At 62.8% G+C, this 12,687-nt stretch carries 10 protein-coding genes; 4 read left to right on the top strand and 6 right to left on the bottom strand.

The window, feature by feature from the left end:
- Position 1: 1 nt before the first annotated feature.
- Entirely contained in the window at positions 2-400 is a 399-nt protein-coding gene (locus tag CS903_RS01530) for a DUF3499 domain-containing protein (RefSeq protein WP_099331774.1), read from the bottom strand.
- A gap of 98 nt (positions 401-498) precedes the next feature.
- On the opposite strand from CS903_RS01530, the gene CS903_RS01535 reads away from it, so the two are divergent.
- Positions 499-981 (top strand): metallopeptidase family protein, encoded by a 483-nt coding sequence (locus tag CS903_RS01535; RefSeq protein ID WP_242491690.1) that lies wholly within the window; start codon positions 499-501, stop codon positions 979-981.
- A 2-nt stretch (positions 982-983) separates the two neighbouring features.
- Here CS903_RS01535 and CS903_RS01540 read toward each other — a convergent pair whose 3' ends face one another.
- The 3 genes from CS903_RS01540 to CS903_RS01550 are packed head-to-tail and all read right to left on the bottom strand — an operon-like array spanning position 984 to position 6,228.
- Entirely contained in the window at positions 984-2,390 is a 1,407-nt protein-coding gene (locus CS903_RS01540; RefSeq protein ID WP_099331775.1) for a DUF5719 family protein, read from the bottom strand.
- Complete coding sequence (locus CS903_RS01545) at positions 2,383-5,913, bottom strand: glycosyltransferase family 2 protein (protein WP_099331776.1); 3,531 nt, start codon at positions 5,911-5,913, stop codon at positions 2,383-2,385. The genes CS903_RS01540 and CS903_RS01545 overlap by 8 nt, the downstream gene beginning before the upstream one ends.
- 15 nt (positions 5,914-5,928) lie before the next feature.
- Positions 5,929-6,228 (bottom strand): WhiB family transcriptional regulator, encoded by a 300-nt coding sequence (locus tag CS903_RS01550; RefSeq protein ID WP_099331777.1) that lies wholly within the window; start codon positions 6,226-6,228, stop codon positions 5,929-5,931.
- Between the two features lie 177 nt (positions 6,229-6,405).
- On the opposite strand from CS903_RS01550, the gene CS903_RS01555 reads away from it, so the two are divergent.
- Positions 6,406-7,230 (top strand): TIGR03089 family protein, encoded by an 825-nt coding sequence (locus tag CS903_RS01555; RefSeq protein WP_099331778.1) that lies wholly within the window; start codon positions 6,406-6,408, stop codon positions 7,228-7,230.
- Here CS903_RS01555 and CS903_RS01560 read toward each other — a convergent pair.
- On the bottom strand, positions 7,213-8,157 hold the full coding sequence (locus CS903_RS01560) for a glycosyltransferase (RefSeq protein ID WP_099331779.1): 945 nt from the start codon (positions 8,155-8,157) through the stop codon (positions 7,213-7,215). The two genes, CS903_RS01555 and CS903_RS01560, sit on opposite strands and share 18 nt — an antisense overlap.
- A gap of 9 nt (positions 8,158-8,166) precedes the next feature.
- Positions 8,167-9,174: a dTDP-glucose 4,6-dehydratase gene (gene rfbB / locus CS903_RS01565; RefSeq protein ID WP_099331780.1), complete on the bottom strand. Its 1,008-nt coding sequence runs from the start codon at positions 9,172-9,174 to the stop codon at positions 8,167-8,169.
- Positions 9,175-9,302: 128 nt separating this feature from the next.
- Between rfbB and CS903_RS01570 the strand changes: the two genes are divergently transcribed.
- Positions 9,303-10,307, top strand: a complete 1,005-nt coding sequence (locus CS903_RS01570; RefSeq protein ID WP_099331781.1) for a glycosyltransferase family 2 protein — start codon at positions 9,303-9,305, stop codon at positions 10,305-10,307.
- 86 nt (positions 10,308-10,393) lie between these two features.
- The gene (locus tag CS903_RS01575; protein WP_099331782.1) at positions 10,394-12,580 is read left to right on the top strand and encodes an acyltransferase family protein; all 2,187 of its coding nucleotides are present in this window, start codon (positions 10,394-10,396) and stop codon (positions 12,578-12,580) included.
- Positions 12,581-12,687 lie beyond the last annotated feature (107 nt).

Raw genomic sequence — 12,687 nt, forward strand, 5'->3', positions numbered from 1 at the left:
ACTACTCTTCCAACCCCTGCCCCGTGATGACCGTGAACCGGTCCCTACGGCGCAGGGGTGCATACTTATCTTCGCGGTCCTCGCCGCGCATTCGCACCGGCTCGTTCATCATTTCGGGGACCTCATCGACCTCCGGCTGACCAGCCACATCACGAATGGCTTCAACGAGGGCTAGCAGGTCGTCGGGGGATGGGGGCGCCGGATCGAAACGAGTCTGCAGGCGCACCACCTGCCAGCCTCGGGGAACGGTGAGTGATTCGGCGTGAACATCACACAGGTCGTAGGTATGAGGTTCCACCTGGGTGGCTAGAGGACCGAGAACCGCGGTTGAATCCTGGTAGTCATACGTCAGTGTGGCGACAGACCCCCGCGTGCAGCCGGGCTTCGAGCAAAGTCTCACTTGGTCTCCTCTAGAGAATCGGCAGCCCCAATCAAACTGAGCTGCCACGCCCAACTATGCTACCGCCCACCCGAGTCAGATCGGACTAGCCTTGACCCATGTCCGAGCACACCTACCGCAGCCCCGACCGACTTCGCCTTACCGCGTTGACATCCGGGATACCCCGTCCCAGCGCCCCGGTTGCCCCCGTGCGCCGCAGGGACCGCCACGGACGCGGAGCTCGCGGACCACGTTTCCATCCCGCGCTGCCGGTATGGGCCACCCGAAAGGAACGCTTTTACGAGGAGGTCGTGCTGGCGGTTTCTGATCTGTCAGCCCGCGAACCCGCCATCTCTGAGATCGAGTTTGGCATCCAGGACGTTCCCCCTTCCGACCCCGCCGAATGGGAGTCGCACGACGTCGTCCTCGCACGCACCTTCCCGCGGGACCGTAGGCGCGGCCTTGGCGACCGAATCGTCCTCTACCGCCTCCCCATCATGTCGAGGACGAAAGAAAGCGAAGTTGCCCTAGCCCTTCGCGTCATCCTGGCCGAACGTATCTGCGACGTCCTTGCCATTCACCCCGAAGACCTGCTGGGTTAGCATCAGCTCCGGTCCGGGAACAGTTCGACCAGCCTGGCCTGAGCCAGGACCCCTTCGGTTCCGAGCCCCGCAACGGAACGGATCTCCCCGGCCGGGGTTTCAACTGTGACGATGTAGGCGGCGTAGATCGGGGCAGTAGCCACCAGTTCGGCCTCGGTCTGAGACCTGAGGAGAGGGAACAGGACAGACTCTTGAGACCCGATGGTCTTGGTGGCGCCCTGCACCTCAACCTGGACTTCCTCATCACCGGTGTTAGCAACCACCACCGCAACGCTGACCCCCGTGAAGCCCAGTTCCCCAGCAACCTCTTCAATCTGTGTCACCGTCGGCATCTGGGCCCCGGTAATGGCACGCGCCGGTCCCACCACCGTTCGTGATCGGTAGTGACTATCGCGCACTTCGGGGTGTTCAGCTCCGACCGCAGTTTCGGTCACCGCCGCCACCAGGGGTTGATCACCACGGATAACGAGGGCGTACGCCCCACTGGGAAGGGCGGAAAGATCAACTGAGCTGGTCGCTCCGGAGCCTACCGAGAGACCTTCGGCACCCGGTAGGGGTTCCTCACCCCGCGCACTCAGAAGCGACACCTGCACCTCGGTTCTTTCCGCACCGGTGTTGCCAATGCGAAGGACCGAGTCACTGATTGAGCGCACCCCCGGGATGACAACGGTTTCCTCAGGGGCGGTTCCCGGACTGCGACTAAGTCCCAGGGGAACCTCACCGTCGAGGCCCGAGGTCTGTAACCAGGCCGCCACTCGGGAACCATCGGAACGCAGGACGATCATCGGGTTTTCGGTGTCATCGGCCCAGGCTGCGGGCAGCACACTGACGGTGGTGGCAGCGGGAACCGTGAACTGAACGGGAGTTTCCAGAAGTGAACCACTGTCGCCATAGAGCGAGGCCGTGACGTCGACCGCCTTCTCGGTGGGGTTCGACACCATCAGGATGGAGTTCTCACCGAGGGTGGTAGCACCCGAGGCAAAGGCCTGCTCACGACTGGGAATCGAGCAGCCCGTGGCCGTGAATGAGAGCAGGTCACCGGCGGATACTCCGGAGAGTGCCATGCCGGTAAGGTCACCGGCCTCGGAGGCGCTATCGAGAACGCGGACTTCACCGCCCCCGGTCAGGTCGATGCCCTCGCCCAAAGCCCAGGACTCGGTAGCGGAAAAGCGCGCCCTCCCCTGGTCAAAGTTTTCACTGAGAACCACCTCAACCCGGGTGGGGTCGATTATGCCCGGCGGGCACACCAGCGGAACCTCACCCATCTCGACCCGAATTGTTTCCGGCGAGGTCGTCGCAGGCTCTTCCGTGGTCTGCGGAAGCAGGACCGCACCTGTCAGTGCGAGGCCCAGGAGGCCGGCGCCCCCCAGGAACGGCAACCAGCGCGACGGTTTGGCGGGGTTAGACATCGCCTTCCTCCCCCTTTTCAAGCTGCGAGTCATCCTCGGGAACTTCCACTTCCCGCACCTCTGACTCGTAGCTGCGAACAGCCACCAGCCGGCGACCCTTAACTTTGCGCGGAACAGACAGGGTGAGAAGCAGCAGCAGTGTGACACCCAGGGCTGCCCACCACCAGTAAAGGTAGGGGGCCCGGTATGTGACCTTTAGTTCGCCGCCTCCACCGGGCAGTTCAAATGCCTGCCTCCAGCCACCCGTCCCCGGATCCGCCACGGGAATGAGGGGCTTGCCGTCGAGCGTGGCGCGCCAACCCGGATCAGCGGTTTCCGCCAGAACCAGGGTGCCGTAAAGGTCCGGCGAGATCTTGGCCTCGACACGAACGGCGTGCGAGGTCACAGGAACGGCAACTGCCTCCTCGCCCTCAACCCCCTCCGGCAGGATTCTGGCTCGGGCCGGAAGCTGTCCTCCCGGACGCACCCGCCACAGGGTTGACCCCTCGATGTTGCCGATACGTTCGAGGCCGGGGGTGGCATCCATAATCTCCTGAAGGGCATCAAAGCTCTCCGAGGTTGCGGAAAGAAGGATAATCTCCACGGCGTGATCCGCGAGAGCCGCAGCGGTCGCGCTGCCAGGCTGAGCCGTCAAGGTGGCGATGGTGGCCAGCAGGTGGTCGCGGGCAGCGCCCACCGACTGTGATGAGGACGAGGCCGGGGCCGGTGATGCCGAAAGGTCGGCCTCCTGGATCCCCACCCCCCGAAGCAGGTTGGCACGCACGACACCCGAGGACATACTGATGGTCAGCAGCCGCGCAGCGCGGGGTCCATTTTGAGCCTCCTGGGCAATCTTGGGAATGCGGGGAACGGAGGCGGGAGCGATAAACTGCCCCACCTTGCTCTCCGTCTCATCTCCAGGGCCATCTTCGTCAGAGTCCACTTCTCCCTCTACCCCACTTGGGACCTTGAGGAGAGGGTCGGACAGCTCGAGTTGATCCCCTGCCGCGGGCAGCTTGGGTTCCTGGGCCAGGGCCCCGGTGGGGCCGAGGACGAGCAGGCTGACCACCGCTACAACAGAGGCGAGCATCCCAAGCGTTGCGGGTAGTCCCCGTGCCCAGCGCCGGGCATGATCGAGCGTCGGCACCAGCTGCGCCACGGTGAGGGCATAGCCCGAGTAACCGGAGGCAACAGCTGCCACAAACGCCATTCCGGCGCCCGCGAGAAGGAGGGGTGAAGCCTGGGACGAACCCACAGCCCAGACTTCGGCCACAGAGAGGAGGATCAGGACGACACCGAGGAGCCACCACCCGCTCACCTGACGCCGACTCTCGCTGCTCTTCGAGGTGGTAACCAGGGCCGTCAGCAGGGCCCAGAGCGCCAGGACTGTCCCGGATGCTGCCCCGCCAATAACGAGAACGAGGGGAATCTGATGGGCTCTGGCAGCCTGCTCCAGAGTGAGCGTGGCCTCGGCCAGGGGAAGCGCCGCCGGGAGACCAGCGAGAACACCGAAGTCTATGGATCCCGGTGTTGAGCCCGTCAGCCAGGTGAGGAACCCTGAGAAATCACCGCGAACCACCTGGGCGATTAGTGACGGCAGGACGGTGACGAGACCGGGAACTGTCACCGCAATGAGAGCTGCCGCCTTCATCCTCGGACTCACCGGGGCCAGTTGGCCCCCGGGCGCGGTTGCAGTCCGTCTAGCCCCCGCCTGTACGCCAGCCACCACCGCAATGAAAGGAAGGACCAGCAGTGCTTGGGGTTGCGCCGCAACCACGACCGTTGAGGTGAGGCCGGCCAAACCGAGCCATGCCACAGGGTTGTGCGACGGGATAGCCGCAACCTCTTCAACCCCGCGGGCCACCAGGGCCACCGGCGCGTGCAGGCCGCGAACCAGGCCGGTGAGGACGAGGGGCAGGGAGAGGTAGAGGCAGAGGGCTGCAAGGTCACCCTGCATCAGCGTGAACAGCAGGGTCCCCGAGCTTGCCCACAGCGCCCCCAGGCCGAGGCGAACCACGGTGGACCGCGTGAAGGAGGAGGCGAGCAGCCAGCCCGCAGCCGCAGCCAGCGGGAGGGAGGCAAAGACCAGCAGGTCCCCGAAAGCCAGGGGCTCAACTCCCAGCAGGGCGAACGGTGCTGCAATCACACTGAGTGGAATCAGAAGTGGTGAGGACGGACCGACCAGACCATCCCCTGAAACCTGCCAACCACTGAACGCCTGGGCCACCAGGACGGTCCACTTAGAGGGGAGAGAGCCCCAGCTGCCCCCGGCTACACCGCTGGCATAGGGGTACCAGGCAAAGAGGGACACCAGGGTTGCCAGCGCAATGAGCGCCAAGAAGGCACCAAGCTCACGGTTGCGGTGCTGGCGAAGTGCTCCGACCTCGGCCTCCCCCAATACGACTTCCGTATCGGTTCCGCGGGCCAGAATCTTCCTCTGGTTGCGGCGGTAGCGGGTGATTTGGATGGGGCTGGCCTCAAGGGGGACTAGGACCCCACGCGGAACCCTGGTCACCTCGCGCAGGCGGCGACGCGCCCGCAGGAGCGCGGGAGTCATGCGAAGAAGGCGGAAGTAGGCAGTAATCTCGCCGAACGCCAGGGTGGGGTTCGGACTGAAAAGCCGGGCGAGAGCCCGCCCCAGGGTGAGGAAGGGGGCGGCGACCATCAGCAGGACAAGCTGCATGGGGGGCAGCGCCAGACCCCAGTTGTACATCTGGCTGGCCCGGCGTGCCCCAAACGAGGAACGCCCCTGATTGTCATGACCGTAGGAAACCTGGGCGTGCTCAATGACCGCCCTCGGGGCAACTACCACCCGGTAGCCGCTGAGCCAGAGTCTGCGACCGTACTCAAGACCGTCACCGAATGGTCCGAGGGCCGGATCGAGGCCTCCGCTTTCCACCCAGACAGTCGAGCGCACCAGCATGCCGGCGGTTCCTACCGCGAGGACGTCCTCGCGACGATCGTGCTGCCCCTGGTCAATCTCATCAGGTTCGACAATGTAGACACGTCGGGCTTTTGCGGTGGCGTCAATGCCGATCTCAAGGAGGAGGTCGGGACGCCCGAAGTGGACCTGCTTGGGGCCGACCACGCCAATATTGCCGCCGGGCTCACCCGTGGAGACCAGGACCTCGAGGGCATCATCGTGGGCGACCATGTCGTCGTGGAGTAACCAGAGCCAGTCGCATTCCAACGCCTCGGGAACGGCCTCTAAGGCCAGGTCGATGGCCTCACCAAATCTCTTGACACCGGGGGCGCTGACCCGAACAACCCGTGGGCCGTGACCGTTCTTCCCTTCGTCTTGAGGTAGGCCGAGCTCCTGGAGTGTCGAGCCCGTGATGTCTTCCGCCACCGGATCATCGTCACCCTCGCACGCCTCAACGATCAGGATGAGGCGCGGGGGAACCTGTTGCTGGAGGACCGAAAGAACCGTATCCAAGCGTCCCACGGGATCGGAGTCACGGGGGACGAGGGAAAGGACCACCAGGGCCGCGACATCCCTCTGTCGGGTTGGCTCTGGACTATCGGCCGCAGAACTAAAAGTCATCTAGCCGAGAAGGCGCTAGGAGACCGCACGTCGGAGGCGACGCCTCTCTCGTTCTGACAGACCACCCCAAATCCCGAAACGCTCATCATTCATCAGCGCGTAGTCGAGGCATTCTGCCCGTACCTCACACGAGGCACACACACTCTTGGCCTCGCGGGTTGAGCCGCCCTTCTCTGGGAAAAACGCCTCCGGGTCAGTCTGGGCGCACAGCGCCTCCTGCTGCCAGGCCAGGGGTCCATCGTCCGCGGCATCTTGAGCCTGGGTGCCCTGCACAACGGTGAACGTGATGGCGCCTTCACCAAAGATGTTCCACATGCTGCCCCCGGAAGATTAGTGCCGCACCCCGCGGCCCCCTAATTACACTGGTGTTGTTCGATGATTGTCAAGCGGAAGCCACAAACTCGAGCGCCTATCAAGGATCTACCCCGCGTGTCGCGAAGTCAGCGCGATGACGCGGGTTTATCATCTCGAGTTACCGGTTAGGCTGACGGTGTGAACCAACTTGATGCGACCGTACTCACCTCTTTGCTCTCTCCCCGGCCCGGCCCCGTGCTGACCTGGTTTGAGAGTCCCGCCATAAAACTAGATGGATCGGTTGACACCGCGCAGGGCAGGGACCGGATTGAGCTCTCCGGGCCCGTTGCGCGTCGCTGGATTGCCAAAACCGATAACTTCATGGCCTCAGAGTTCCCCTTCGGGGCCACCGGTTTCACCACCTCACTGCCAGCCCACTGGCGCACCCCGTTCTGGATTGCGGTGTGCTGGATGAGGGGGCTGGAGAAGCGAGCCGGAGGAACCACCGGGGGGCTCGATCTGGCAGTTAGTGACAGCCTGGGCTTCCTGACCGCGCTTCAGGAAGAGATCGGCCCGGACGTCCTCATCGCACAGACCACGGACTCGCTTGCTTTTGCCTGGCCCGGCGAGCTTCCCTTTGGGATCACCGACGGAATCGCCGATGTCATGTCTTACGCGGACGAGGTCGAGATGCCCCACACCGCTAACCAGGACACACTCCTGGTTTCCGAGGGGGTGGAATGGTTTTCAGCAGACCTGGCCGCAGGGGCTGCGCCCCTGACTCTCAAAGGCATCCTGGCGACCGACTACCTGGGTCTTGATGAAGAGGCACTCAATGACCTGGCGGGACAGCGCGTCCTCGTCACCACTGGCAACCCCACCCTGTTCACCGTTCAGCTGCTGCAACTATGGCTGCACGGAGCCAGTGTCGTCTGGGTGCCCGGGGGACATGACGCCGAACGCATCGGCAGTTCAGAGCGGGTCACCCTGACCATCGGAGAAGGGTCACCACACTCCGAGTAGGCATGCAGTTGCGAGGGCGACCTGTTCAACGGGTCGCCGCCTCATGCTGCGTGCCCGCCGAGCCACCTCAAGTCGCCCCCGCGCGGAAGTATCACAGAGGATCTCGTGCCATTTCATCAGCCCCTCAAGGAACTGCTCATCGCGTTCGGCATCAACCGCCGCGTTGAGGGCGACCTCGGTCATCAGCAGGAACTGCGAGCGGTAGTGACCGGAACGCAGCAGGTGCCAGCGGTTAACCTTCGCCCGGACTCCCCGGTGAGCCCCAGCCACGTTCCGTTCGTGCTGACGGTAGGCCACGTGGGGACGCGGGTCGATGGCCCAGGGCACCCCCGCACCGCGCAGGACCGCGTAGACGAACCAGTCGTGGACCGCAACGTCTTCCGACCCCCACTGCTCCAGATAGTCCACCAGGATCTTCCACGCCACGTAGTCAAACACGTAGGTGGATCCGGCTCCGGGGGCCTCGAAGATAAAGTCCCACTCGGTTTGAGGCTGATCCTTATGGATCACCGTCCTTGTTACCTCACCGTCCGGGAGGACCGTGAAGGCAGCGACATTCGAGGAGACTGCCCGCGCCCCGGCCTCGTGCATAAACTCAATCTCTTCGATGAGTTTGCGCGGCTGCCACAGGTCGTCCTGATCGGTGAATGCGGCGTACTGCCCCGGCTGAACGTCGAGGTGGCGCAGTGCGTAGAGGAAGTTGGCCGCCACCCCGGCCTCGCCCACCCGTTGTGGAAGGACCCGCACGCGCGAGTCGGTGGACGCCAGTTCCTCGGCCCACTCCCGTGTGTTGTCGGTCGACCCATCGTCAGAAATGACCAGGCGTACCTCGACATCCTCCTGGTCGAGGATGGTCTCTACCTGGCGACCTATCCACGGCTGCCCGTTATAGGTCGCCATGGCGATATTGACGACGGGTCGATCCATCACTCGGTCCTAGTGGCCCTTCTGTGCGTACTTGGCCTCAACGCGTTCCTTCTCGCCCTTCCACCAGTCCTCGTGCTCGGTGTACCAGCGGACCGTCTCTTCAAGACCCTCACGGAACGAGGTGAATGACGGGTACCAGCCCAGCTCTTCGTGCAGCTTGGTGGCGTCGATGGCGTAGCGCAGGTCGTGACCGGCACGGTCCGCCACGTGGTCGTAATCATCCTGCGGGTGACCCATGATCTCGTTGAGCATGTGGACGACCTCTTTATTCGAGGCCTCTCCGTCAGCGCCGATCAGGTAGGTATCACCGATCGTGCCCCTCTGCAGGATCTCCCAAACCGCCTCGTTGTGGTCGAGGACGTGGATCCAGTCCCGCACGTTGGCACCCTCACCGTAGAGGCGAGGACGAATCCCCACCAGGCGGTTGGTGATCATGCGGGGAATGAACTTTTCAATGTGCTGGTAGGGACCGTAGTTGTTCGAGCAGTTCGAGATGGTGGCCGGGATGCCGTAAGTGCGCATCCAGGCCCGAACCAGCATGTCTGAACCAGCCTTGGAAGCCGAGTAGGGCGAGGACGGGTTGTAGGGGGTCGTGGGCGTGAACTTGGCGGGATCATCCAGTTCCAGGTCACCGTAAACCTCATCGGTGGAGACGTGGTGGAAGCGAGTGCCGTACTTGCGCACGGCCTCGAGCAGGGTGAAGGTACCGATCAGGTTGGTCTGGATGAACGGTGCCGGACCGGTGATCGAGTTGTCATTGTGGGACTCTGCGGCAAAGTGGACCACGGCATCGGCATCGCGGACGACCTCGTCCACAATCTCCATGTCAGCCACATCCCCGCGGGTGATGGTGAGTCGCTTCGCCTGCTCCGGGGTGATGTCAGTTAGCGAGCTTTCGTTAGCCGCGTACGTGAAGGAGTCGAGGACGTTGACATCGACCTCAGGGTGGTCATTCAGAAGGGTGTGAACGAAGTTTGCCCCGATAAACCCGGCTCCCCCAGTTACGACGATACGCATGTGTGCTCCTCTTCTGGCGCTTCTTGGCCCCTCGCGAGGTCGGGTCCGACCTGGCACTGGAGCCGGTTACGATTCAGTTAGATCAACGCCAGTCTAGCCGTGCTTCCACGGAGAGAAACGGAGGACGGATGTCCAACGGTACGAGAACCACCGCCGTGGTGGTGACCTACAACCCTGACGCATCCGAACTGACGGCGCTGCTCAGCGCACTTCTGCCGCAGGTTTCCACCGCCGTGGTCGTCGATAATGGTTCGAAGAATGAGGGCGCGGTCGCTGAGATCACCTCCAACCTCAACGCGGTGTTTCTTCCCCTGGGTGAAAACCTGGGGATCGCCACCGCGCAAAACCGCGGGATTACCTGGGCCATGAAGCGTGGGACCGACTATGTTCTGCTTTCCGACCAGGACTCAGTTCCGGCCCCCGACATGGTTGAGAAGCTGCGAGAGTGCTTTGAGAACCCCCCGCTGCCGGATCAACCCACCGGGCTCACACTGCTTTCCGTTGAGGACGAAGAGGGGCTGGCGCAGTTCCCGGGCAGCGTTCTAACCGGCCCTGTGGCTGCAGTGGGCCCCGTGCCCCTTGATGACCGCGGTGGTGAGGTTGAAAACGCCCTCGTCTACTCGTTCACCAAGTGGGGCGCAATGCGGCGCCAGGTCCCCGGCCCTGGTCAGGCTTTGGCCGTCCCCTTCGTCCTCGCCTCCGGGTGCCTCATCTCTGTTGAGGCCCTGCGGGAGGTGGGTCCGATGAACGGCTCCCTCTTCATCGATCACGTCGACCTGGCCTGGTGCCTGCGTGCCCTCGAAGACGGCTACCGCATTCTGGTCACCGGTGACGCCCTCATCTACCACTCCCTGGGTGATGAGGTGGCGAAGGTTCCCGGACGTAAGCAACCGGTTCACCTTCACTCCGCCGTCCGCAACTACTACATCATGCGCAACACGCTGCTTCTGCAGTCGGCCAGCTTTTTGCCGTCGCGTTGGAAGCGTCGCTACCTGATGTGGATGGTGAAGTATATGGGCTACTACATCCTGGCGCCCGGGCGGAGGCAGCGGGTCCCCCTGCTAACACGGGGGGTGCGCGATGGCATTATGGGGAGAGTTGGCCCACAAAAGACCTGGAAGCGGTCTCGTTAGCGTGAAAAGGTTACCTATCCTGGCAAGGCTCGGCAGTTTGCCATGGGTACTACCGAGAGTTTCTGTTGCCTAGACCGAACTACTCTATGTTGACTACGCCGACCGCTGTGACGCCCCAATCCTTCCCGCCCGTTTCCAAGGGCAAAGAGGAGAAGCCTGCCCGCTCGGCCCATAGAGGGGATATCCAGGGACTGCGCGCGATCCTCATGGCGCAGGTTCTCCTGTTCCATGCCTGGACTATCGGCTCCCCGATTGGGGTGGATGCTTTCATCCTGGTTTCGGCCTACCTAATGACGTCCTCATTCGTGAGACGCTCTGAGGCCGGTCACATGCCGTTCTTCATCGAACGCTGGGGCAACACTTTCAAGAGACTGCTACCTCCCCTTGTCGTCACGGTCCTAGCCACGCTTGGAGCCTCCTTCCTGCTGCTGCCAGCCACCCGCTGGTACGAAACCACGGTGCAGTCTTTTGCCTCCCTCACCTACTGGGAAAACTGGCGCTTAGTCCAGGTCGCCTCTGACTACTACGCCAACGATCACGGCCTCTCCAGCCCACTGCAGCACCTGTGGTCGATGTCGATGCAGGGACAGATCTTCCTGCTCTGGCCCGTGCTCATGAGCCTCTGTGTGCTGTTCGCCCGCAAGATGGGCGTGAGCATCCGTAAGACGGTTGCCGTGGCTTTCGGTCTTCTAATGGTCGGCTCACTGGTGTGGCTTGTGCTTTGGGCGCCACAAGATGGTTCGGTCTACTTCGATACCCGCGCCCGCATCTGGGAGTTCGCCTTCGGCTCGATGGTGGCCGCCCTCGCTCCACGGCTCAAGCTCGGCAAGCGTGCCTCCGCCGTAATCACCGCGATCGCTCTCGCGGTTCTATTGCTCTTCTGCCTGGTTTCGATCGGCACGTACCCGGGCCCCATGGCAATCTTCCCCATGGCTGCAACCAGCGCTCTCCTGCTCTACGTCCCTAACCTCAAGGGCGGTGGGACCGCGAAGATTCTCAACTTCGCACCGCTAGTCGCCCTAGGCGATATCTCCTACTCGGTCTACCTGGTGCACTGGCCCATCTTCGTCCTCTACCTGGCCAGCACCGGCCAGGCGCGACTGAGCTTTGTCGAGGGCATCCTCTTGATTGCCATCTCGATTCTGGTTGCGTGGGGACTCGCCAAACTGGTTGATGATCCACTACGCAAACTCCCCTGGGCCAACAAGTCGACACGCAACAAGTACCTCGTCGTCGTCATCAGCCTCGCCATCGGCCTGGCTCCAGTCGGAGCCGTCTACTGGTGGATAAACACGGCCGCAGGCCGCGCCGAGCAAGCCGCCGCCGATGAACGCGCCGCCGCGCTGGCCCTCCAACTGGAGTACTACAAGGCCATCCCCGAGACCGGTCTAGGTTCCGCAGAGTTCCCAGGCTCACGCATCCTCACCGAAGACCGAGGCGAACCCAACTTCTACGAAGCTCCGATCCCCGGCCCCCTAGAGGGCCTCCACTTCTCCGGTTGGCCAGGCAAATGCGCCGACGCCTTCCACGAGGCGGTCGGCGGCAATGCAATAAACTGCTACGTGTTCGGAGACCAAGAAACTTCCGAGGCGCGAGTCATGGTCGCGGGCAGCAGCCACGCACAGCAGGATCTAGTGGCTCAGATCACTCCCCTAATGAAGGCCAACAACTGGTCTGGGTACACCGCGGTTCTCGGTGGTTGCTCTTGGACGCTTCCGGGGATTGACCTCGACATTGAGGATCCTGCCAAAGCCAAGGCCTGCAATGACTTGAACAAAGGTGTCCTCGAGCAGATTGATGAACAAGACATCGACTATGCATTCATGGTCGTCACCACAACCAACAATGGGCCGACCAAGGAGGAGCTGGTTCCAGGCATAGCCGACCTCATCAAGGAACTCACCGACCGTGGCGTCACCGTCATCGGAATTCGGGACAACCTCCGCGCCGACTTCGACCTGAGGGAGTGCTCAGATGAGCGCCCAGCAGACAAGTCCTACGGCGGCTGCTTGCTGAAGGAAAGCGTCTACTTCCCCGACGTTGACCCGACCCTGGAACTGCAGCAAATCCCAGGCTTCCACATGGTCGACTACCGCGACCTCTACTGCACCGACGGTGTCTGCCCAACCATCATCGGCAACGTAGCCGTCTACATGGACTCCAACCACATCACGGGCGAGTACGCAATCACTATGGCACCAGCCTTCTCCGAACGCGTGGCGGAGACTTTGGGACTGCAGATGCCGTCGGCACCTGCAGATGGGACGAAGTAGCCTGCCGCGTTTGCTGGAACCCACGTACTCGAAAGAGTGGAGCGAAGCTTTTTCCAGTCTGCTGCAGTGGGGGATCGCCTTCCCTCGCTGTTGCAGGCTCTGGGTGA

The organism is Actinomyces minihominis (genome assembly GCF_900187855.1).
In the GTDB taxonomy this organism is placed as follows: domain Bacteria; phylum Actinomycetota; class Actinomycetes; order Actinomycetales; family Actinomycetaceae; genus Scrofimicrobium; species Scrofimicrobium minihominis.

Excerpts from the sequence above, each read along its gene's own strand:
- rfbB (WP_099331780.1), bottom strand. The coding sequence starts at position 9,174 with ATGCGTATCGTCGTAACTGGGGGAGCCGGGTTTATCGGGGCAAACTTC.
- CS903_RS01560 (WP_099331779.1), bottom strand. The coding sequence starts at position 8,157 with ATGGATCGACCCGTCGTCAATATCGCCATGGCGACCTATAACGGGCAG.
- CS903_RS01540 (WP_099331775.1), bottom strand. The coding sequence starts at position 2,390 with ATGTCTAACCCCGCCAAACCGTCGCGCTGGTTGCCGTTCCTGGGGGGC.
- CS903_RS01545 (WP_099331776.1), bottom strand. The coding sequence starts at position 5,913 with ATGACTTTTAGTTCTGCGGCCGATAGTCCAGAGCCAACCCGACAGAGG.
- CS903_RS01575 (WP_099331782.1), top strand. The coding sequence starts at position 10,394 with ATGTTGACTACGCCGACCGCTGTGACGCCCCAATCCTTCCCGCCCGTT.
- CS903_RS01550 (WP_099331777.1), bottom strand. The coding sequence starts at position 6,228 with ATGTGGAACATCTTTGGTGAAGGCGCCATCACGTTCACCGTTGTGCAG.
- CS903_RS01570 (WP_099331781.1), top strand. The coding sequence starts at position 9,303 with ATGTCCAACGGTACGAGAACCACCGCCGTGGTGGTGACCTACAACCCT.
- CS903_RS01535 (WP_242491690.1), top strand. The coding sequence starts at position 499 with ATGTCCGAGCACACCTACCGCAGCCCCGACCGACTTCGCCTTACCGCG.